Here is a 19188-nt window from a genome sequence, read left to right as displayed (position 1 = left end):
GAAAGCGTGCCTCCCGCACGGCCTGATGGCCGAGCAGGAGGCTCGCAACCTGGATGCAGCTCCGCCCCTTGGATGTGTGTTCTGATCAGCTGACCTGCCCATTCTCAAGCTCAAGTTCCACGCCAGTTGGACCTACTTGAATCCGTCTGACTCAACTCAGACCCTCGATCAGTCTTCGAAAGACAGGCTTTCGCGCGCAAGCCGGGCAGGTGACAGATGGTGTGAAGCTGAACCGCTCTCCGCTGCGCCGGCAACTGTCGCACGGGTACTCGCAGTAGAACTCGACGGTTCCAGCCGGCACGAACGAACCCCCGCTCTCCACGCTGCCAAGTGGCAGCAGCCCAGTGAGGCGGGAGCATGCGGACTCTGAGAATGGCCTCGTCTCGGTAGCTCAGAGAAAGGGACCGGTGTCAGGTAATTGCGGCTCGGTGCCTGGGCTATCGCGGCGATCGAGGCTTCCGGTGCTTGCCGGTCCCGGGGCCAAGCTTCGGCGCCGACCCCGAGGAAGGGGCGACTTCGGTGTTGGGGAACGGAACGCGCCTCGCCTCCGCGAGGTTCGCCGCGAAACCGTAGGGCTCCCACATGTGCCCGTTCCACCGCTGGATCGCACGGGGTGCGTCAGGGTTCAGATGCGACCCCCGATGACCGTCGCCGCTCACGAAAGGGACGGTGCGGAGCTGTCCGATCCTCGCGTCACGGCGCTCGGCCCATTGGGACAGCGATTCATCGTCCATTCCTCGGAGGGTAGCGGCTCAGGCGAGCCGGTGTTCCCAGCGCAGCGATGGGCTCCGGTCAATCGGAGGAGTTCGATCCGTCGAGGAAGCAGGATCACCGCTGGCCGCTGGGCACGGTCGATGCGTTGCCCTGGGAAGCTCCGGCGCTAGGACGCGGCGCCCAGTGAGCGCTCGGAGACCCGGCGCAGATGCCCCGCGAAGACCTCCGACGCGCTCGGCGTCAGCGTCCTCAGCGCCACCATCGCCGTGATGATCACGTCGCACAGCTCGGACTCGACGTCCTGCCAGCTGTGCGTGACGCCCTTCCGGGGGTTCTGCCCCGTCGCGCCGACGACCGCCTGCGCCACTTCGCCCACCTCCTCGGTGAGCTTCAACATCCGCAGCAGCGTCTCCTGTTGGGGCGGCAGGTCGCTCTCCTGCTCCAGCCAGGTGTGGAGGTCGTCAACCGTGTCCCAGATGGGGTCCAGGGTGTGATTCATAGAGGCCGCCTGCCGTGTGTAGGGTCCCCGGATGATATTCGGCGCCGACAGATTCACGGGTGGGGTTCGCGCGCGTGTTCGCGGCGGCGAGGTCGCGCCGCCCGCGCCAACTTCCCCGCCCGAACCGGCACCTGCGCACCGGGGCGCGGGGTACCGACAAGCGTCGCCCGCAAGGGGGCCGTGGAGCGGGTGGAGTCGGGACGTAGAGCGTGATTTGTGGCGCGGGGACGCCTGTACCTCGCGGCAGGCCAGAGACGCGCCGTAAATCATGCAGTCCCGGCTCCACCCCGGAGCGGCCCCGAACGGGCGCGCCCGCGGCACCGGGCAACCCCGCCCCGCCCACCCACCCCGCCGCACCCCGCCCCCCTCACCCCCGCCCGACATACGGCATCGTCGTCGCCATCACCGTGGCGAACTGCACGTTCGCCTCCAGCGGCAGTTCCGCCATGTGCCGCACCGTCCTCGCCACATCTCCCGCGTCCATCACCGGCTCCACCACCACCTCCCCGCTCGCCTGCAGAATCCCCGCCCGCATCCGCCGCGTCATCTCCGTCGCCGCGTTCCCGATGTCGATCTGGCCGCACGCGATTCCGTACGCCCTCCCGTCCAGCGACAGCGACTTCGTCAGACCCGTCATCGCGTGCTTCGTCGACGTGTACGGCGCCGAGTGTGGGCGCGGCACGTGCGCCGAGATCGAGCCGTTGTTGATGATCCTTCCGCCCTGCGGTGACTGCTCCTTCATCATGCGGAACGCCGCCTGCGCGCAAAGGAACGCGCCGGTCAGGTTGACGTCCACCACCGCGAGCCAGTCCTCGTAGGAGATGTCCTCGAAGGGGACGCGTGGGCCGGACGCGCCGGCGTTGTTGAACAGCAGGCCAACTCGGCCGTGGCGTTCGCGCACGGTCGCGAACAGCGTGGTGACATCCGCCGGTGAGGTCACATCAGTGGGGACACACAGGACATCCCCGCCCGCCAGCGACGCCGTTTCCTCCAGGGTCTCCGCCCGCCTGCCCGCCAGAATCACCGACCAGCCCGCCTGCGCCAGTGTCACCGCCACGCTCCGGCCGATGCCCGAACCAGCTCCCGTCACCACGGCAATCTTCGCAACAGCGTTCATGGACGCGCAGCGTAGTCCCGTATCTGTACGTGGAACTCATCCGGCCGACACGCGGATGTTGTGTACTCGACAACACGGGGTCCTCAGCGCCTACTCCAATGCGAAGGGACAACAGCCGTCAGGGGAGGGGCACATGACACCCGCACCGCACGCACCCGAGCTCCGGGCCGCCGCCCGGCACATTGGCCGCCGCAGGTTTCTCACCGTCACCGGTGCTGCCGCCGCACTCGCGTTCGCCGTCGATCTGCCCGGCATCGCTCACGCCGCCGAACTCGACGCCAAGAAGATCACCGAGGATCCCTTCACCCTCGGTGTCGCCTCCGGAGACCCGAAGCCCCGTTTCGTGCTGCTGTGGACACGGCTCGCGACCCGTCCGTACGAGCCCGACAGCGGCCTGCCGCCCGGGACGTCTCGAAAGGGTCTCGACCACTGCGGCGGAGCTGAGAGCATAGGGAAGGATTCAACGACATGGAGACGTGATGCCGAAGCCGGACAGCGGCCAGAGAAGTACAGAAGGACACATACCGGCCGCCGCCCCGGCTTCCGCATCGCCCCCGGCTCCCGCATCCGCCCCGGCTTCCGCATCGGCACAAGCTCCCGTGTCCGCCGCGGCGCCCGCTTCCGTCATGGCAGCGCGCCGCGTCGGCCTCCTGGTCACGCTCGTCCTCGGCGGTCTCGCCGCACTGCCGCCGCTCTCCATGGACATGTACCTCCCGGCGCTTCCCGCGGTGACCCGGTCGCTCGGCGCACCCGCCGCCACCGTCCAGCTCACGCTGACCGCCTGCCTCGCGGGCATGGCCCTCGGGCAGCTCGTCGTCGGCCCCATGAGCGACAAATGGGGCCGACGCCGTCCGCTGCTCGTCGGGATGATCGTGTATGTCGCGGCCACCGCGATCTGCGCGCTGGCCCCCACCGTCGAACTGCTCATCGGCTTCCGGCTGCTGCAAGGACTCGCGGGTGCCTCGGGCATCGTCATCGCCCGCGCCGTGGTCCGGGACTTGTACGACGGCGACGAGATGGCACGCTTCTTCTCCACCCTGATGCTGATATCCGGCACCGCCCCGATCATCGCTCCACTGATCGGCGGCCAGGTGCTGCGGATCACCGAATGGCGCGGCATCTTCGTCGTCCTGACCGCCGTCGGCATTCTGCTCACGCTGGCGGCGGCGAAGTGGCTGCACGAGACCCTGCCGCCGGAGCGGCGGCACGGCGGCGGCGTCGGCGAAGCCCTGCGCACCATGCGCGGGCTGCTCGCCGACCGGGTCTTCACCGGCTACACGCTCACCGGCGGGCTCGCTTTCGCCACGCTGTTCGCGTACATCTCCGCCTCGCCGTTCGTCGTCCAGGAGATCTACGGCGCGTCCCCACAGACCTTCAGCCTGCTCTTCGGCGTCAACTCCATCGGCCTGATCACGCTCGGCCAGATCAACGGCAAGGTGCTGGTGGGCAGGGTCAGCCTGGACAAGGCGCTGGGTTTCGCCCTGGGCGTGGTCACGCTCGCTGCGGGCGCGCTCCTGCTGATGACCTCGGGGGTCTTCGGCAGGGTCGGCCTGCTGCCCGTCGCGGCCGGCCTGTTCGTCCTGATGTCCGCGATGGGTCTGGTGATGCCCAACACCAACGCCCTGGCCCTGCTGCGCACCCCGCACGCCGCGGGCTCGGCGTCCGCGCTGATCGGCACGTCCGCGTTCCTCGTCGGCGCGATCGCCTCACCCCTCGTCGGGATCGCGGGCGAGCAGACGGCCGTCCCGATGGCGGTGGTCCAACTCACCTGCGCGCTGGGCGCGCTGGGCTGCTTCCTGGGGCTGTGCCGCCCCTGGCAGCGCCGCCCCGAGCAGTCGGTCTCGTAAACCGGGCCACTGCGCACGCCGGGCTCACCGCTCGCGGCGCGGGTAGCCGATCAGATGCAGCCGGTCCTTCGCGTCCGTCCAGCTGAAGATCCCGACGCCCGCGGCCTCCGCGGCGGGCAGCCGGACATTGGGGGACAGCGCCTGGGGAACGGCGGTGGCCAGGTCGAGCTCGATCGGGTCCCCGCCGCCGGCCAGTGCGTCCGCCGGGCTCAGTGCGCTGGTCGCTCCGTACGCCGTGCCCGCGTCCGTCACCGACGTGAGCGTCAGCGGCTTGGAGCCGTCCGACTCCTCGAAGCAGTGCCCCGTGCCGCGCTCCAGGTCGAAGGCCAGGTTCCCGGCGACCAGATAGCCGCCGCGAGTCGCGAGCACGGCCTGCGGATACTCGCCCGGTTCGATCGCGGGCTTGTGGCACCGCGCCTGAGCCAGCGGCTTCCCGGTCGCCGCGTCGTGCACCGCCCAGATGTCGTACGCCCCGGCGTCCTTGCTGCCCGCGCCGCCCTTCGCGGGCTGCCACTTGGCCAGTACGCGGCCGGGGACGATCGAGGTCGGCACGCCCGAGGCCGGGTCGGTACGGGCCGGCGCCACATCGCGGCTGGAGAAGCCGCCGCGCACCCAGAACCCCGGGGCCCCGCTCACCAGAAGGCCCTTCGCGGTCACCGCGCGGACCTCGGTGAGCCTGCGGCAGCCCGTACAGCCCTTGGGGTGGCCGAGTGCACCCTCCGGCACCCGGGTCACCTGGCCGGAGACCGGGTCGACGACCGCGGTCCGGGTGCGGCCGTCGCTGATGAGGATGCCGGGGCCGGTGCCCGAGACAATCGGCGCGGCCGGCCAGGGGACCTCGACCCGCTGCCGGGCGCCGTCGGAAACGTCGTACACGTCGAGCGCGACAAAGGTGTCCGCGGGCGTCAGCGCGTCCTCGCCCGCCTTGCCGAAGGACCAGGTCACGAAGTACTCGCGGCCGTCCTTGGCGACGGACAGCAGTCGCGGAAACCGCTCGCCCGTGGCGGTGCCCCAAGCGGCGGGCGGATGCCACGGCAGCCCCGTCCAGCCGGGCCTGCCCGTGGCGGCGTCGAGGGTGCGAAGCCGGAAGCTGTCGTCCCGGGCCCGCTCCAGATAGCCGACGCGGCCGCTGTTCCGAGCGATCGCGTACTCGGACGAGGCGTTGGTGATCTCCCAGCCCTGCCCGGTGTCGTACGCGGAGGGAACGGTGAGCCGGGTCAGGGGCGCCGCGCTGTGCCGGACGGGCTTGCGCGGCTTGCCGCCGTCCGCGCCACCCTCGCCCGTGCCGCACATAGTCAGCAGGAGCAGCAGGACCAGCACGGTCACCCCGGCCGCCAGGGCCAGGCGCACGACCCGCTGTGTCATGGTCCCCCCGTGGGCGGTGCAGCACGTTCCGTGTGCGGTGCAGGCGCTCAGCGTAGCAACTGCCGCCTGGCTCCCAGGAGTTCGGTTCCGTCCCGGTATCGTCCTGGTTCCGTGCCGCCGCAGCTGCCGGAAGCGGCGTCTAGAATTTCCCGGTGAACGCCACACTCCCCACCGCGGAAGCCCTGCGCACCGCCCTGGCCGCGCTGCTGGACGGGCTGCCGCCGAAGCAGGCCGCGCAGGCAGTCGACCGGCTGATCGCCAGCTATCGGGGGAACACCCCGACCGACGCCCCGGTGCTGCGGGACCGCTCGGACGTCGCCGCGTACGCCGCGTACCGGATGCCCGCGACCTTCGAGGCGGTACGGTCCGCGCTCGCGGCGCTGCGGGCCGCCGCGCCCGAGTGGATTCCGGCGACGCACACCGACATCGGCGGCGGGACGGGCGCGGCGAGCTGGGCGGTCGCCGAGGCGTGGGAGGAGAACGCCCCCCGCACCACGGTCCTGGACTGGGCAGAGCCCGCGCTGGCGCTGGGGCGTGAACTGGCCCTCGCCTCGGGTGTTCCCGCGCTGCGCGCCGCCGAATGGCAGCGCTCACGGATCAGCGCGGCGCTCCGTATAGAGAGCACTGATCTCGTCACGGTCTCGTACGTCCTCAAGGAGCTCACCGCGAAGGACCGCGACGCGGTCGTCTCCGAGGCGGCCCGCGCCGCCCGGGCCGTGGTGATCGTCGAGCCCGGGACCCCCGACGGCTACGCCCGCGTCATCGAGGCCCGTGACCGCCTGATCGCCGCCGGCCTCACCGTCGCCGCGCCCTGCCCCCACAGCGCCGCCTGCCCCATCGAGCCGGGCGCGGACTGGTGCCACTTCGCGGCGAGGGTCAGCCGCTCCTCACTCCACCGGCAGGTCAAGGGCGGCTCACTGCCGTACGAGGACGAGAAGTTCAGCTATGTCGCCGCGGTGCGCTTCCCGGCGAACCCGGCCGCCTCCCGGGTCACCCGCAAACCCCAGATCCGCAAGGGCCTGGTCCTGCTCGACCTGTGCACCGACACCGACGGGCTGCGCCGCGACAACGTGGCCAAGCGCCACGGCGCGCTGTACAGATCGGCGCGCGACGCGTCGTGGGGCGACCCCTGGCCGCCCCACGACGAGTGAGCGTCACGCCTCAGACCCGACGCTTCAGACCCGACAGCCTCAGACCCGTCGCTTCAGACCCGCAGCTCCTGCGTACAGCACTTCACGCTGCCGCCGCCCTTCAGCAACTCGCTCAGGTCCATGCCCATCGGCTCGAACCCCCGGTCCCGCAGCGGCTCGAACAGCCCCACCGCCGACTGAGGCAGCAGCACATGACGGCCGTCGCTCACCGCGTTCAGGCCGAGCTCCGCCGCGTCCTGCTCATCGGCGATCAGCGCGTCCGGGAAGAGCCGGGCCAGCACCGAACGGCTGCCCGCCGCGACCCTGCCCCGGCCCGGCGCGACCCCCTGCCGACTCCCGGAATATGCCGGAAGGGACCCCGGTCGGGGGCCGTGGCCACCCGGGGAGCAGGATGGTGGGACCATGGCAGAGTCCGCGTGGGGCGAGCGTGAGGTGTGAGGGGATAGATGGGCGACGGTATCGGCCGCATCCGCGGCACGGAGAACAGGCTGTCCAAGGAGAGCCGGCTGCCGAAGTGGCTGCGCCGGCGCCCCGAGAACACCGAAGCCGACGACTCCCGCCGTACGCCCCTGCTGCTCGCCGCCGCCGCCGCGGGACTGCCGATCGCGCCCGCCGCGCACCCGGTCTCCTACCGCTGCTCCTGTGAACGCATCGGCTGCCCCACACCGGGCAGGCACCCCGTCTCCTTCGCCTGGCAGACGCAGTCCACGACCGACCGCGGCCAGATCGAGCGCTGGGCGAAAGGACAGCCGGACGCGAACTTCATCACCGCGACCGGCATGGTCCACGACGTGCTCGACGTACCGCTGGAGGCGGGCCGCAGCGCCCTCGAACGGCTCCTCGACCAGAACATCGAGGTCGGCCCGGTCGCCGAGGACGGCGAGGACCGGATGCTGTTCTTCACCGCCACCCGCGGCACACCGGAGGAGGAGGACGAGTGGTGGCCCTGCGAACTGGACTGCCATCCGGAGACGATGGACGAGCACCCCGGGCTGCGCTGGCACTGCCGCGGCAGCTACGTACTCCTGCCGCCCGCGCGGCTGCCCGGCGGCCTTGAGATGAAGTGGGTACGCGGCCTGGAACATCCGCTGCCCGACCCGCTGACGCTGCTGGAGACGCTGACGGACGCGTGCGCGAAGTATGCGGGCGAGAACGAGTCGGTGGACCAGCACGCGGTGGCCTGGCCGCTCGGACGCTAGGGCCTCTCGGCCGGATCAGGCCCCAGGCAGCCACCGACTCCGGCCCGGCTACGAACCCTTGGCCGCCGTCAGGCCCGTAAGGCGTCCGAGCACATCGACCTTGCCGCTGCCCGCGCCGCCCACCGGAACCGTCACCGCCTGGCTGGAAATCCGCTCCTTGATGAGCGTGGACTTCACCTCACCCGTCAGCAGCGCCTTCACATCCGGGACGACACTCAGCCGCACACCCTTCGCGGCGATCTGCCGCTCGTAGTTGCGTACGGTGAAGAAGACCAGCGCGCTGCCGTCCTGCGTGACGAACCCCAGCGGTGCGAAGTCGTCGGAGTCCAGCGCCTGGTCGATGTACTGCGTCCGTATCCCCGGCAGGTTCTCGTCCTTCTTGCGTTCCGCGCGCCACTCGGATGTGTGCGGCCCGTCCTTGAAGTGCTCCGGCTTCCCGTTCTGCATGTACGAGGCGTACTCCTCACTCAGATCGAGGGGAGCGACCGCCACCGCCGCGCTGTCCGGGTCGACCGGCTCGGCAAAGCCGTCCCCGTCGGTCTTCAGGGCAGGAATCGCGTCGGGCCGCAGGATCGTCAGATACGCCGCCTGCCACAGGTCGTCCGGGCTGTTGCGCAGAAAGACCAGCACCCAGCGGTTGTCCTGACTGCCCTGGTCCTGGTCGCGGTTGGAGTCGACGTCGGCCATGAAGAAGCGCGGCCAGCCGGCCTTCTTCGGGATCGTGAACTTCGCGTCGGTCAGCTCCAGCGGCACATGCTGCGGGTTGCCGTCGGGGTAGTTGACGCTGCGTGCCTTGAGACCGGCCTGGTTGATCGCGCCGAGCGCACCGGTGACATGCTCCGCGTCCAGAACGGGGTCATAGGCCTTGTCGGCCTTGTTGTACGCGTCGGTGAAGTCTGCGAGCGCCTGCGCGGCCTCAGCCTCCGTCGCCGACGGTACGACTGCCCGCTCCCCGTGCACCGTCACGCACCCGCTCGCCGTCAGGGACAGCACCGTCACCGCCGTCAGCCCCGCCGTCGCCAGGCGCAGCCTTTCCACCCGAATCGGCCTTCTCATCGGTTGCCTTCTGATCCTTGAGCCCCACTGACCGTCCGAACCCTACCGGGGCCAGGAACAGGCCGAGCGTCGGGATCAGATAGAGCACCCACACCGTGACCTGGAGGACGGTCGGATCCGGCTGGAAGTTGAACACGCCCTTCAGCAGCGTGCCGTACCAACTGTCCGGCGGGACCGTCGTCGTGATGTTGAAGGCCTTGTCCGTCAGACCGCCCAGGAAGCGGGCCTCCTGCAGGTCGTGGACGCCGTACGCGAGGACACCCGCCGCCACGACCACCAGCATGCCGCCGGTCCAGGTGAAGAACTTGGCGAGATTGATCCGCAGCGCGCCCCGGTAGAACAGCCAGCCCAGCACGACCGCGGTGGCGATGCCCAACAGCACGCCGATGAGCGGCGCCTGCGTCCCCTCCCCGTCGGTGGCAGCCCTGACCGATGCCCAGACGAACAGCGCCGTCTCCAGGCCCTCGCGGCCCACCGCGAGGAACGCGGTGGCGACCAGAGCCGCCGTGCCCATCTGCAGCGCGGCGTCCAGCTTGCCGTGCAGCTCGGCCCTCAGATGCCGCGCGGTGCGCCGCATCCAGAAGACCATCCAGGTCACCAGGCACACCGCGACGATCGACAACGAGCCGCCGAGCGCCTCCTGCGCCTCGAACGTCAGCTCCTGCGAGCCGTATTCGAGTGCGAAGCCGAAGCTGAGGGAGAGGGCGATCGCCACCCCGATGCCCATCCAGATCGGACCGAGCGCATCGCGGCGCTCCGTCTTCACCAGATACGCGATCAGGATGCAGACGACCAGGCTGGCCTCCAGGCCCTCGCGCAGCCCGATCAGGTAGTTGCCGAACACGTCGGGTCCCTTCTAGGTCAGGAGAACAGCGCCCGGCCCCACCAGTCGTCCTTGTCGCGGACGCCCGGCGGGACGGCGAACAGCGCCGAACCCACGTGCTGGATGTACTCGTTGAGGACGTCGCTCCCGGCGAGACTGCGCTGCACGGGGATGAAGCCCTTGTGGACGTCACGCTGGTAGGCGAGGAAGAACAGTCCGGCGTCCAGGCGGCCCAGACCGTCCGTACCGTCGGTGAAGGAGTAGCCGCGCCGCAGGATCCGCGCGCCGCCGTTGGAGTCCGGGTGTGCGAGCCGCACATGCGCGGTCGGCAGCATCGCCTTCAGGAACGGCTCGTCGCGCTCCTTGGCCTTGCCGACCGGCGCACCCTCGCCCTTGCTCCGGCCGAAGATGTCTTCCTGCTCCTTGAGCGGCGTACGGTCCCAGGTCTCGATGTTCATCCGGATCCGGCGCGCGACGAGATACGAGCCGCCCGTCAGCCAGCCCGAGCCCTCCTTCTCGGAGACCCAGACATGCTTGTCGAGCGCGGCCTTGTCCGTACCGGCGATGTTCCGGGTGCCGTCCTTGAAGCCCATCATGTTGCGCGGGGTCTGCTCCTCGGGCGTCGTCGAGGAGGTCTTGCCGAAGCCCAGCTGCGACCAGCGGACCGCGACCTTGCCGAAGCCGATCCGGGCGAGGTTGCGGATCGCGTGCACGGCGACCTGTGGGTCGTCGGCGCAGGCCTGCACGCAGATGTCGCCGTCGCTGATCGCCGCGTCGAGATTGTCCCCGGGGAACGCCGGCAGCTCGACCAGGGCCGCCGGTCGCTTGCCCTCCAGGCCGAAGCGGCCCTTGGCGAACAGGGACGGGCCGAAGCCGATGGTGAGCGTGAGGCGGGACGGCTTGAGACCGAGGGCCTCGCCGGTGTCGTCCGGCGGCGCCTCGTCGAGGCCGCCGAACGCGCCCTCGCCGACGACCTGTCCGGCCGTCATACGCTCCGCCGCCCGGGTCCAGTCCTTGAGCATCTGGACCAGCTCGGCGCGGTTCTTCGTCTTCACGTCGAAGGCCGCGAAGTGCAGCCGGTCCTGTACGGGGGTGGTGATACCCGCCTGGTGCGTGCCGTGGAAGGGCACGGCCGCGCCGCTCACTGCGGCGGGCACGGGCGGCGTGTCCTGTCGGGTCAGGGCGACAGCGGCGCCGCCTGCCGCGGCGGCACCGAGCGCGAGCCCCGCGCCGCCCCAGCCGATCAGCGAACGACGGCTCGGGGCCTGGTTGTTGGCAGTCTCTTCGGACATGGTGTGGTCCCCCCTTACTTCACGACGGCGGCGGCGAGCTTGGACAGGGGCTCGGCCAGCGCGTTGACGCCGTCCGACAGTTCCTTGCGCTCCGCCTTGCCGACCTTGTCGTAGGAGGTGAACTCGTACGAAGCGGGGCTCTTGCGGTACTTGTCGAGCAGCGCGTTCAGCGCGGCGAACTGCTTGTCCAGTTCGGCGACGAGCTTCGGGTCGTTCTTCGACGCGACCGGCTTGAGCAGCTCGTACGACTTCTGCGCACCCTCGACGTTCGCCTTGAAGTCCACCAGGTCGGTGTGGCTGTAGCGCTCCTCCTCACCGGTGACCTTGCCGGTGGCGACCTCGTCGAGCAGCTCCTTGGCGCCGTTGGCCATGGAGGTCGGCGTGATCTCCGCCGTGCCGACCCGCTTCTGCCAGGCGGTCAGGTCGGTGACGAGGGTGGTGGCGAGGGCCTTCTCCGCCGGACCGATCTTCTTGTCCTGCCACAGCGCCTTCTCCAGCGTGTGCCAGCCGGTCCACTTCTGGCCCTTCTCCAGGCCGTCCTCGCGGAGGTCCACCTTCGGGTCGATGTCACCGAAGGACTCGGCGACCGGCTCGGTGCGCTCCCAGCCGATACGGGAGTCGGCGTACGCCTTCTTCGCGGCCTCGATGTCGCCCGCCTTCACGGCGTCCGTGAAGACCTTGACCTTGGGCAGGGTCTCGTCGGCCTGGGCCTGCACGTAAGTGCGGTAATCGGCGACGGCCTTGTCCATCTCGGGGCTCCGCTTGGCGGCCTTGCCGCCGGTGACGGTGACCTTCTGGCGGATGCCGTCGCCCTTCATGCCGGGCTTGCAGGCGATCTCGTAGTTGCCCGCCTTCACCTCGGCGGTGAGCTTCTGCTTGGTGCCGGGGCCGATGTTCTCGCGCTCGGAGACGATGCGGTCGTCCGGGAAGAGGAGGTAGACCTCGGTGACCTTGCTGCCCTTGTTCTCGATGGCCAGCTCGACATGGCCTGCCGGGAACTCCTTCTTCGACACCTCGCAGGAGTCGTCCTTCGCCGTGACGGAGATCGCTCCGTCGGAAGCCTTTGCATCGCTCTTCTCGGAGCATCCCGTGACGGCGGTCAAGGCCGCGACGGTTGCTGCGGCGGTGACGACGGACAGACGGACGGGTCGCATACGGGCTCCACAAAGGACGAGTACCGGGTTCGGGCGGTGAGGCTGACCTAACTTAACCGAGGCTTACCTCACCGATACCCACCCGTGCAGTGATGTAGCTCTCACATGTGGGCTACGGACACAGCACCGTCACGACAAGGTCATGCAAACGTAAACAACTCCCTCTTCGGGACGACCAGCGGCGCCCCGGTCCGCGGGTGCGGCAGCACCTCGACCGCCTGCCGGTAGACCCGGCTCAGCATCTCGTCGTCCAGAACGGCCGCGGGCGGACCCTCGGCCGCGATCCGTCCGGCGTGCAGCACGGCGACCCGGTGGGCGTATGCGGCGGCGAGACCGAGATCGTGCAGCACCACGACGACGGCGTCCCCGGCCGCGGCGCGCTCCCGGCAGACGCGGAGCACCAGTTCCTGATGGCGCAGATCGAGCGCGGCGGTCGGCTCGTCGAGCAGCAGCAGCGACGTGCGCTGGGCGAGCACGCGGGCGAGGGCGACGCGGGCGCGCTCGCCTCCGGACAGTGCGGAGAAGGGCCGCGCCGCGAACCCCGCCACCTCGGTGGCGGCCATCGCCTCCGCGACGGCCACGTCGTCCTGCTCCTCAAAGGCGGTACCGGCCCAGGGCGCGCGTCCCATCCGTACGACGTCCTCCACCGGGAAGGGGAACGACAGGGTGGCGGACTGGGGCAACACGGCGCGGCGCAGGGCGAGATCGGGTGCCGACAGCTCGGCGGCCGGGCGGCCCGCGATACGCAGCTCGCCCCGCGCCGCGGGCAGATCGGCGGCGAGCGCCGCGAGCATCGTCGACTTCCCGGCACCGTTGGGCCCGACCAGTGCGAGCACCTCCCCGGCATGGGCACAGAGATCGACACCGCCGAGCACGTCGCGCTGCCCGAGCCGCACATGGAGGCCGCGTGCTTCGACGAGAGGGCTGCCCGGGGCGGCCGGAGCGGGCAGTTCGCGCCCACGCGCGGCGAAGAGACGCTTCAGGGCTCTCATGCCCAACCCCCTTGCTTACGACGGGTCCTGCGCAGCAGCAGGAAGAAGAACGGACTGCCGAACAGCGCGGTCAGCACGCCGAGCGGAAGCTCCGCGGGCTCGGCGACGGTCCGGGCGGCGAGGTCGCCCGCGACCAGCATCAGCGCACCGCCGAGCGCGCTGCCCGGAATGAGATAGCGGTGGCCGGAGCCGTGCGCCATACGCAGCAGATGCGGCACGAGCAGGCCGACGAAGGTGATGATCCCCGCCACGGCGACAGCGGCGGCGGTGAGCAGCGCGACGACGAGCACCAGGGCGATACGCAGCCGCTCGACGTCGACCCCGAGGTGCCGGGCGGGCCGTTCGCCGAGGGCGAGCAGGTCCAGTTTGCGTGCGTAGAACGGCGCGACGGCGAGCCCGGCGGCTGCGCACGGCAGTACGGCGAGCACCCTCGGCCAGGTCGACTGCGAGAGCGAGCCGAGCTGCCAGAAGGTGATCTGGGTGATCTGGGCGTTGTCCGCGAAGAAGATGAAGATCCCGATCAGGGCGCCGGCGAAGGCGTTCACGGCGATGCCGGTGAGGATGAGCGTGACGACCTCGGTCTTTCCGCCCGAACGCGACAGGGAGTACACGACAAGGACGGTCACAAGACCGGCGACGAACGCGCAGGCGGTCACGGTCCAGTTCCCGAGAAAACTCAGGCCGAGCGCAACGGCCCCGACGGCACCGACGGCCGCGCCGGAGGCGATCCCGATGATGGCGGGCTCGGCGAGCGGATTGCCGAAGACGCCTTGCATCAGGGCGCCGGCACACCCGAGGGATGCCCCGACGAGCAGCGCGAGCACGACGCGCGGCAGCCGGACATTCCACAGGACGCTCTCCCCGACGCGATCGAGGGCGTGCCCGCCGAGCCCGACGCGGTGCTGGAGGGAGGAGACGACGTCACCGAGAGGGATGTCGTAGGCGCCGAACCCGGCGGAGAGGAGGGAGAGGATGAGGAGGGAGAGCAGGAGGGACCCGGTGAGCAGGTATGCCCGTCGCCGTTCGGCCCTGTCGGGGTGCGCACCGGTGTCGGAAGACCCGTTCACCGCAGGTGTGTTGGGCTCGGGGCTACCCGGTGACGCATCGTCGCGCGCGACGTGAGCATCCGGTACCGCGCCGTCGGGCACCGCGCGCTCCGGTACCGCACCACCCGGCACCTCACCACCCGGCTCGGGGGCCGGAGGCCCGGGTACTGCCCGGGCCTCCTCCGCAGACGTGGACGACATCCTCAGCTTCCGTTCGCGTTGAGCTGGTCGACCAGCGTCTGAAGCACCTGGTCCGTCCGCGGCCCGTAGTTCAGGATCACCCCGTCATCGACCGAGACGACCTTGCGGTCCATGCCCGCCGGGGTCTGTGCCACGCCCGGAACCTTGAGCAGCCCGTCCACGCCGCCCACCGACTCCAGCCCGTCCGTCATCACCAGAAGTGCCTCGGGCGCGGCCTTGGCCAGCGCCTCGCTGGTGATCGGCGTGAAGTCCTTCGTCAGGCCGGACTCCTTGCCCGCGTCCACCGCGCCCGCCGCCTCCAGCAGCGACGTCACTCCCGATTCGCTGCCGCCGATCAGGTAGACCGACGCCGAGCCCCGCAGGTACAGGAACGCGACCCGCGGCTTCTTCCCGTCCTTCGACTGTGGAATCTTCTTCCGGACCGCGTCGATACGGGTCTGCGTGCGCGTCCTGAGTTCGTTGCCCGCCGACGTGACGCCGAGCGCCGCCGCGACCGCGTCGATCCGCGGACCCACATCGGCCAGGCTCTTGCCCGGCTTGACCAGTACGACCGGGACGCCCGCGTCGCGTATCTGGTCGAGGGCCTCGGCCGGGCCGGTCAGGGTCTCGGCGAGGACGACGGTCGGCTTCAGTGACAGCACGCTCTCCGCCGAGACGTTGTGATCGCGTGTCACCACGGGCAGTTTCCGGGCCTGTTCGAAGGACGTCGAGTTGTCGCGGGCGACGACCTGCTTGCCGAAGCCGAGGGTGAAGACGATCTCGTTCAGCGCCGGTGTGAGCGGCACGATCCGCTCGGTCGATGCGACAGTGACCTTTTTCCCGTCCGCCGATGTCACGGTGGCGGGCACCCGTGGCTTTGGTGCCGCGGCCAGTGGCTCGACCCGGTCGGGCGCGGCGGCGACACCGGCCCTGGCCGGCTTCCCGTTCGTGGCCGGTCCGGCGTCGTCCGTACTGCCGCATCCACCGGCCGTCAGGGCGAGAGCGAGCACGGCAACCACCGCACCTGCAAGGCGAGTTGTGCGCACCGATGCACCTTCCTCTTGTTCGTTGTCTAACAGCGGTCGGCCGCAGTCTGCCATGGGGTGCCCCACTGTCCAGTCGACCCTCGTGCGAAGGGAGGTCTTTCGGCCCGAGTCGCCGTCAGTTCAGGTTTGCCTTACCTGATTTGTCAGTGGGTTGGTCCCGCCCGTCGCTCTGCCCGCCGTCCGGCGTCACCCGCATCGAGGTGGCTGCTTCAATGTCGGGGTGAACGAACGCGACGTGCTCGATGTACTTCAGGTCTTCTGCGGCGCCGACGGCCGCCACGGAAACACCCTCGCCGTCGTCCGCGACCCCCGGGCCTTCCCCGACCCGGCGTCGCGGCAGGCCTTCGCTGCCGGGCTGGGCTTCAGTGAGACCGTGTTCGTCGACGACCCCGAGCGCGGCGTCGTCGACATCTACACCCCCGGCCTCCGCCTTTCCTTCGCCGGGCACCCCCTCGTCGGTGCCGCCTGGCTGCTCGATCTGGAGGTGGTGACCCCTCCCGCGGGCGAGGTGTGGGTCCGCCAGGACGGGGAGTTCACCTGGATCACGGCACGCGCCGAGTGGGCGCCGCCGCGTACGCTTCGGCAGTACGGCTCGGCTGCCGAGGTCGAAGCGCTGGAGGTGCCGGCGCCTGGTGAGTGGGTGTACGCGTGGGCGTGGGAGGACGAGGCCGCCGGCCGGGTCCGGGCGCGCGCCTTTCCCGGGCGGGGCGACGGTATCGACGAGGACGAGGCAACCGGCGCCGCCGCGCTGCTGCTCACCGACCGGCTGGGGCGGGCGCTGAACATCACGCAGGGCGGGGGTTCGCAGATCCTGACCGCTCCCGGCCCCGACGGCACGATCGAGATCGGTGGCCGCGTACGCCTCGCGGCTCCCGTTCCCGTTATGCGCTGAGCGGGAACTCGGCCCTGTTATGCGCTGAGCGGGCCCCTTCGACTTGATTTGGTGGCGGCTCCGAGCTCCCGGAACACCGCGCCGTTGTAGTCGAATGCCCGCTTGCACTCGTCGACGATCCGCTGTTTCTCCAGATCGTCCGCGTTCACCGCGTCCAGCAGTTCCCGGTAGCCCCGCTTGAACGCCGCCGGGTTGGGGATCTGCTCGAAGACGTAGAACCGCACCCCGTCGCCCTTGCGTGCGAAGCCCCAGGTCTTCTCCGCCTTGTCGCGGATGATCTGGCCGCCCGAGAGATCCCCGAGATAGCGGGTGTAGTGGTGCGCGACATAGCCCGCGGGCCAGTCGCGCGCGCACCGTGCGACCCGCTCGGCGTACGCGGCGGTCGCGGGCAGAGGCGCGAGCCCGTCGTGCCAGCTCGCGCCCCTCAGGTGCGCCAGATCGCGCTCCAGCTCTGCCGTACGCATCAGCTCCGGCTGGATGAAGGGTCCCGCGACCGGGTCGTCCCTGAGTGAAGCGGCGCCGTCCTCCAGCGCCCGGTACACGAACCACAGCTGCTCGGTGTAGCGCGCGTACGCCTCCACCCCCAGCCGGCCGCCGAGCAGGTCGCTCATGAAGGTCGAGGTCTCCGCCTCGGTGTGCTGCGCGTGCGAGGCGACACGGATGACCGTCGAGAAGGGCGTACCGGACGTGGTCGTGGCGTCCAAGGCTGGCCTCCTGGGACCGATGGGGACGGGAAAGGAAGCGATGGCGGCACGGGCGCCTGCCACGCCCGACCCTCCTGCTTAGGCTTACCTAAGCCGCTGTGTTCCCGACGTCCTGTCGGTAAAAACCCTACCCCTCGGAGCGATCAGGGCAACGTAAGAATTTCGGCCCCGTTCTCGGTCACCACGAGCGTGTGCTCGAACTGCGCGGTCCGCTTGCGGTCCTTGGTCAGCACGGTCCAGCCGTCGTCCCACATGTCGTACTCGTGCGTGCCCAGCGTGAGCATCGGCTCGATCGTGAAGGTCATGCCCGGCTGGATGACGGTGGTCGCGTGCGCCGCGTCGTAGTGCGGGATGATCAGCCCGGAGTGGAACGAGGAGTTGATCCCGTGACCGGTGAAGTCGCGGACCACGCCGTAGCCGAAGCGCTTGGCGTACGACTCGATGACCCGCCCGATGACGTTGACCTGGCGGCCCGGCTTGACCGCCTTGATGGCGCGGTTGAGGGACTCCCGGGTCCGCTCGACGAGCAGGCGGGACTCTTCGTCGACGTCGCCGCAGAGATAGGTGGCGTTGTTGTCGCCGTGCACCCCGTGGATGTATGCCGTGACGTCGAGGTTCACGATGTCGCCGTCGCGCAGGACGGTCGAGTCCGGAATCCCGTGACAGATGACCTCGTTGATCGAGGAGCACAGGGACTTCGGGAAGCCGCGGTAGCCGAGGGTGGAAGGGTACGCGCCGTGGTCGCACATGAACTCGTGTGCGACCCGGTCCAGTTCGTCCGTGGTCACGCCGGGCGAGATGTGCTTGGCGGCCTCCTCCATCGCCTGGGCGGCGATACGGCCGGCGATACGCATCCGCTCGACGGTGTCGGAGTCCTGGACCTCGGGCCCGGTGTACGGCGTCGGTGCGGGCTTTCCGACGTACTCGGGGCGCCGGATGTTTCCGGGGACGGATCGGATGGGAGAGAGCTCCCCTGGTACGAGCAGCGACTGGCCAGACATGCCGCGAGTCTAACGAGGGGGTCCCGCCCTTGCCCGAAGGGCTGACGGGGAAGGTGTGGGGCAGCATGGCGGGAGAGGAAGGAGCCGACGATGGCCCTGTTCAAGAAGCGCACGGTCGGAAAACCCGGCGAGTGGTTCTACTGCCTGGAGCACAAGAAGGTCGAAGAGGGCCCGGAGTGCCCGGCGAAGGACCGCTTCGGCCCCTACGCGACGCGCGGGGAGGCGGAGCAGGCGATGGAGACCGCGCGGGAGAGGAATCTGGAGTGGGAGACGGATCCGCGATGGCATGACAAGTCTGCGACGGCGGGGGACGACGACTCGGCGTGATGGTGCGGGGGTCCGCGCCGCGGGTTGCCTGCGGCGCGTTCCCTGCCCGCCCCGGATGTGCGGCCGCTCCGCCCGTCCGGGGCGGAGCCCCGGGACTACCAGCGGGCGGGCGGCGGGGACGTCAGGTGGTCCGCGAGCCGGGAGAGCCGGTCCCTGAGCCGCCGCCGACCGCGTGCCGCGGGGACCATGGTCTCCCCGGCCGCCGCGCTCACCAGATGCTGCACCGTGTCGATGTCGACCTCGTCCACCCGGTCGCTCACCGTCAGCGCCTCGTGCGCCAGGCCGTGCACCTCCGCGTCACCGCCGTCCAGCGCCAGCACCGTCGCCCCGGCCCGCCGTGCGTCGTGCACCCGTTCAAGAAGCCCCGCGTCCGGCCGTGTGGGCGCCACCACCAGCAGGGTTTCGCCGCGCCGCGCCGCCTGGAGCCTGCCGAGCCCGACGGCCAGTTGGGCGGGGTCCCCGGGCCGCACCCGGTGCCGTACGAGCGTCGGCGTCAGCTCCGGCTGTCCGGACCAGGCCGCCTCGTCCACGAGGTGCGCGGCCAGATGCCACGGCTCGTACTCCTCGGTCCCCACCAGCAGCAGCCCGCCGCCCTGCGGCACCACCGACGAGCGCAGCGTGCGGGCGAACCGCCGGGTCGCCGCCGGCCACTCCGTACCGGCCAGGACTTCACGCAGCAGTGCGACGCGTACAGCATCCATGGCCCCGCATCGTGTACCACGGGTGCAGAGGGCGGGCAGGATTTCCACCGGCTCACCCGATCGTGTGTCGATACCAGGAAGT

General features: G+C 70.3%; 19 protein-coding genes and 2 pseudogenes. 6 read left to right on the top strand and 15 right to left on the bottom strand.

Features of this window, described 5'->3' with window-relative positions; translation table 11 throughout:
- Positions 1-437: 437 nt before the first annotated feature.
- The 3 genes from FBY35_RS36675 to FBY35_RS27975 all read right to left on the bottom strand — a co-directional run bounded on the left by FBY35_RS36675 (position 438) and on the right by FBY35_RS27975 (position 2330).
- Positions 438-734, bottom strand: coding sequence for a DUF6087 family protein (locus tag FBY35_RS36675; RefSeq protein WP_142216747.1), 297 nt, complete (start codon positions 732-734; stop codon positions 438-440).
- 146 nt (positions 735-880) lie between these two features.
- Positions 881-1213, bottom strand: a complete 333-nt coding sequence (locus FBY35_RS27980; protein WP_142216745.1) for a MazG-like family protein — start codon at positions 1211-1213, stop codon at positions 881-883.
- 367 nt (positions 1214-1580) lie between these two features.
- A complete protein-coding gene (locus tag FBY35_RS27975) occupies positions 1581-2330 on the bottom strand; it encodes an SDR family oxidoreductase (protein WP_142216744.1) in 750 nt (249 codons plus the stop codon).
- A gap of 133 nt (positions 2331-2463) precedes the next feature.
- Between FBY35_RS27975 and FBY35_RS38135 the strand changes: the two are divergent.
- Both FBY35_RS38135 and FBY35_RS27965 read left to right on the top strand, forming a co-directional pair.
- Positions 2464-2730 (top strand): annotated as a pseudogene (locus FBY35_RS38135) (alkaline phosphatase); the annotation flags it as partial.
- Between the two features lie 79 nt (positions 2731-2809).
- Complete coding sequence (locus tag FBY35_RS27965; RefSeq protein ID WP_142216743.1) at positions 2810-4177, top strand: multidrug effflux MFS transporter; 1368 nt, start codon at positions 2810-2812, stop codon at positions 4175-4177.
- Positions 4178-4201: 24 nt separating this feature from the next.
- Here the strand turns inward: FBY35_RS27965 and FBY35_RS27960 are convergent, their stop codons facing one another.
- Positions 4202-5542: a hypothetical protein gene (locus FBY35_RS27960; protein WP_186357081.1), complete on the bottom strand. Its 1341-nt coding sequence runs from the start codon at positions 5540-5542 to the stop codon at positions 4202-4204.
- 152 nt (positions 5543-5694) lie between these two features.
- Here FBY35_RS27960 and FBY35_RS27955 point away from each other — a divergent pair, with 152 nt between their 5' ends.
- The gene (locus tag FBY35_RS27955; protein WP_142216742.1) at positions 5695-6693 is read left to right on the top strand and encodes a small ribosomal subunit Rsm22 family protein; all 999 of its coding nucleotides are present in this window, start codon (positions 5695-5697) and stop codon (positions 6691-6693) included.
- A gap of 53 nt (positions 6694-6746) precedes the next feature.
- Here the strand turns inward: FBY35_RS27955 and FBY35_RS27950 are convergent.
- Positions 6747-6986: pseudogene (locus FBY35_RS27950) on the bottom strand (amidinotransferase); the annotation flags it as partial.
- Positions 6987-7139: 153 nt separating this feature from the next.
- On the opposite strand from FBY35_RS27950, the gene FBY35_RS27945 reads away from it, so the two are divergent.
- A complete protein-coding gene (locus FBY35_RS27945; RefSeq protein ID WP_142216741.1) occupies positions 7140-7892 on the top strand; it encodes a bifunctional DNA primase/polymerase in 753 nt (250 codons plus the stop codon).
- A gap of 48 nt (positions 7893-7940) precedes the next feature.
- Here FBY35_RS27945 and FBY35_RS27940 read toward each other — a convergent pair whose 3' ends face one another.
- The 7 genes from FBY35_RS27940 to FBY35_RS27910 all read right to left on the bottom strand — a co-directional run bounded on the left by FBY35_RS27940 (position 7941) and on the right by FBY35_RS27910 (position 15535).
- Positions 7941-8900: a hypothetical protein gene (locus FBY35_RS27940; protein WP_260848964.1), complete on the bottom strand. Its 960-nt coding sequence runs from the start codon at positions 8898-8900 to the stop codon at positions 7941-7943.
- Positions 8809-9792 carry an iron uptake transporter permease EfeU gene (efeU, locus tag FBY35_RS27935; protein WP_142216740.1) on the bottom strand — a complete coding sequence of 328 codons (984 nt, stop codon included), beginning with the start codon at positions 9790-9792 and terminating at the stop codon, positions 8809-8811. Before efeU ends, FBY35_RS27940 begins: the two co-directional genes overlap by 92 nt.
- A gap of 17 nt (positions 9793-9809) precedes the next feature.
- The gene (gene efeB / locus FBY35_RS27930; protein ID WP_142216739.1) at positions 9810-11063 is read right to left on the bottom strand and encodes an iron uptake transporter deferrochelatase/peroxidase subunit; all 1254 of its coding nucleotides are present in this window, start codon (positions 11061-11063) and stop codon (positions 9810-9812) included.
- A gap of 14 nt (positions 11064-11077) precedes the next feature.
- Positions 11078-12217 carry an iron uptake system protein EfeO gene (efeO, locus tag FBY35_RS27925; RefSeq protein WP_142216738.1) on the bottom strand — a complete coding sequence of 380 codons (1140 nt, stop codon included), beginning with the start codon at positions 12215-12217 and terminating at the stop codon, positions 11078-11080.
- A gap of 140 nt (positions 12218-12357) precedes the next feature.
- Positions 12358-13209, bottom strand: a complete 852-nt coding sequence (locus FBY35_RS27920; protein ID WP_142216737.1) for a heme ABC transporter ATP-binding protein — start codon at positions 13207-13209, stop codon at positions 12358-12360.
- Positions 13206-14456 (bottom strand): iron ABC transporter permease, encoded by a 1251-nt coding sequence (locus FBY35_RS27915; protein ID WP_399208985.1) that lies wholly within the window; start codon positions 14454-14456, stop codon positions 13206-13208. The genes FBY35_RS27920 and FBY35_RS27915 overlap by 4 nt, the downstream gene beginning before the upstream one ends.
- A 2-nt stretch (positions 14457-14458) precedes the next feature.
- The gene (locus FBY35_RS27910) at positions 14459-15535 is read right to left on the bottom strand and encodes an ABC transporter substrate-binding protein (protein ID WP_142216735.1); all 1077 of its coding nucleotides are present in this window, start codon (positions 15533-15535) and stop codon (positions 14459-14461) included.
- A gap of 166 nt (positions 15536-15701) precedes the next feature.
- Between FBY35_RS27910 and FBY35_RS27905 the strand changes: the two genes are divergently transcribed.
- Positions 15702-16373: a PhzF family phenazine biosynthesis protein gene (locus tag FBY35_RS27905; RefSeq protein ID WP_142216734.1), complete on the top strand. Its 672-nt coding sequence runs from the start codon at positions 15702-15704 to the stop codon at positions 16371-16373.
- Positions 16374-16390: 17 nt separating this feature from the next.
- Here the strand turns inward: FBY35_RS27905 and FBY35_RS27900 are convergent, their stop codons facing one another.
- Both FBY35_RS27900 and map read right to left on the bottom strand, forming a co-directional pair.
- On the bottom strand, positions 16391-17077 hold the full coding sequence (locus FBY35_RS27900) for a heme oxygenase (biliverdin-producing) (protein ID WP_142216733.1): 687 nt from the start codon (positions 17075-17077) through the stop codon (positions 16391-16393).
- 143 nt (positions 17078-17220) lie between these two features.
- Positions 17221-18078, bottom strand: a complete 858-nt coding sequence (gene map, locus FBY35_RS27895) for a type I methionyl aminopeptidase (protein ID WP_142216732.1) — start codon at positions 18076-18078, stop codon at positions 17221-17223.
- 90 nt (positions 18079-18168) lie between these two features.
- Between map and FBY35_RS27890 the strand changes: the two genes are divergently transcribed.
- Positions 18169-18405: a hypothetical protein gene (locus FBY35_RS27890; RefSeq protein ID WP_142216731.1), complete on the top strand. Its 237-nt coding sequence runs from the start codon at positions 18169-18171 to the stop codon at positions 18403-18405.
- 95 nt (positions 18406-18500) lie between these two features.
- Here the strand turns inward: FBY35_RS27890 and FBY35_RS27885 are convergent, their stop codons facing one another.
- The gene (locus FBY35_RS27885) at positions 18501-19106 is read right to left on the bottom strand and encodes a hypothetical protein (protein ID WP_142216730.1); all 606 of its coding nucleotides are present in this window, start codon (positions 19104-19106) and stop codon (positions 18501-18503) included.
- Positions 19107-19188 lie beyond the last annotated feature (82 nt).

The organism is Streptomyces sp. SLBN-118 (assembly GCF_006715635.1).
Classification (GTDB): Bacteria; Actinomycetota; Actinomycetes; order Streptomycetales; family Streptomycetaceae; genus Streptomyces.
Note: the sequence above shows the minus strand (reverse complement) of the source record. Positions and strands in the feature narration are given on the sequence as shown.

What these genes read in the sequence shown, in the direction of transcription:
- FBY35_RS36675 (WP_142216747.1), bottom strand. Translation starts at nt 734, where the DNA reads ATGGACGATGAATCGCTGTCCCAATGGGCCGAGCGCCGTGACGCGAGG.
- FBY35_RS27980 (WP_142216745.1), bottom strand. Translation starts at nt 1,213, where the DNA reads ATGAATCACACCCTGGACCCCATCTGGGACACGGTTGACGACCTCCAC.
- FBY35_RS27975 (WP_142216744.1), bottom strand. Translation starts at nt 2,330, where the DNA reads ATGAACGCTGTTGCGAAGATTGCCGTGGTGACGGGAGCTGGTTCGGGC.
- FBY35_RS27965 (WP_142216743.1), top strand. Translation starts at nt 2,810, where the DNA reads ATGCCGAAGCCGGACAGCGGCCAGAGAAGTACAGAAGGACACATACCG.
- FBY35_RS27960 (WP_186357081.1), bottom strand. Translation starts at nt 5,542, where the DNA reads ATGACACAGCGGGTCGTGCGCCTGGCCCTGGCGGCCGGGGTGACCGTG.
- FBY35_RS27945 (WP_142216741.1), top strand. Translation starts at nt 7,140, where the DNA reads ATGGGCGACGGTATCGGCCGCATCCGCGGCACGGAGAACAGGCTGTCC.
- efeB (WP_142216739.1), bottom strand. Translation starts at nt 11,063, where the DNA reads ATGTCCGAAGAGACTGCCAACAACCAGGCCCCGAGCCGTCGTTCGCTG.
- efeO (WP_142216738.1), bottom strand. Translation starts at nt 12,217, where the DNA reads ATGCGACCCGTCCGTCTGTCCGTCGTCACCGCCGCAGCAACCGTCGCG.
- FBY35_RS27920 (WP_142216737.1), bottom strand. Translation starts at nt 13,209, where the DNA reads ATGAGAGCCCTGAAGCGTCTCTTCGCCGCGCGTGGGCGCGAACTGCCC.
- FBY35_RS27915 (WP_399208985.1), bottom strand. Translation starts at nt 14,456, where the DNA reads ATGTCGTCCACGTCTGCGGAGGAGGCCCGGGCAGTACCCGGGCCTCCG.
- FBY35_RS27910 (WP_142216735.1), bottom strand. Translation starts at nt 15,535, where the DNA reads ATGGCAGACTGCGGCCGACCGCTGTTAGACAACGAACAAGAGGAAGGT.
- map (WP_142216732.1), bottom strand. Translation starts at nt 18,078, where the DNA reads ATGTCTGGCCAGTCGCTGCTCGTACCAGGGGAGCTCTCTCCCATCCGA.
- FBY35_RS27890 (WP_142216731.1), top strand. Translation starts at nt 18,169, where the DNA reads ATGGCCCTGTTCAAGAAGCGCACGGTCGGAAAACCCGGCGAGTGGTTC.
- FBY35_RS27885 (WP_142216730.1), bottom strand. Translation starts at nt 19,106, where the DNA reads ATGGATGCTGTACGCGTCGCACTGCTGCGTGAAGTCCTGGCCGGTACG.